A 434-nucleotide genomic window follows, 5' to 3' on the forward strand; every position below is an offset into this window, starting at 1 on the left:
ACTACACCCACGCTGGTTGAGGGTGCCGACAGGCAGTTGAAGCTGTTGCGGGTGCGCACGCTGTAGCTGCCCGCCGCCGTGACGGTGATGCTGCGGGTGGTCTGCCCGCCCGTCCACTCGTAGGCCGCCTCCTGGCTGGCCGTGAGCGTGACCGACTCGTTGGCGCAGAACGTCGTCCGCCCACTGGCCGTCAGCTGGGGCGTGGCCGGCAGGGGGTTGACTGTCACGCCCACCCCCGAGGAGGCCGGGGAGGTACAGCCGTTATTATCAGTGACTTTCAGGGAGTAGGTCCCCGCCTGACCCACGGTGATCTTCTGACCTCGTTCGCCGTTGCTCCACTCATAGGCCGCCGCCGGGCTGCTGGCCAGCACCGTGTTGTCACCCTGGCAGAAGGTGGTGGCCTTCTCGGCGTTAATGCTTGGCGCAGCGGGCAG

1 pseudogene is annotated in these 434 nt (G+C 67.3%); it reads right to left on the minus strand.

Annotation, left to right across the window (positions count from 1 at the left end):
- Positions 1-434 (minus strand): annotated as a pseudogene (locus J2I48_RS28125) (T9SS C-terminal target domain-containing protein); the annotation flags it as partial.

Origin of the sequence: Fibrella aquatilis (assembly GCF_017353255.1) — a bacterium.
Lineage (GTDB): Bacteria > Bacteroidota > Bacteroidia > Cytophagales > Spirosomataceae > Fibrella > Fibrella aquatilis.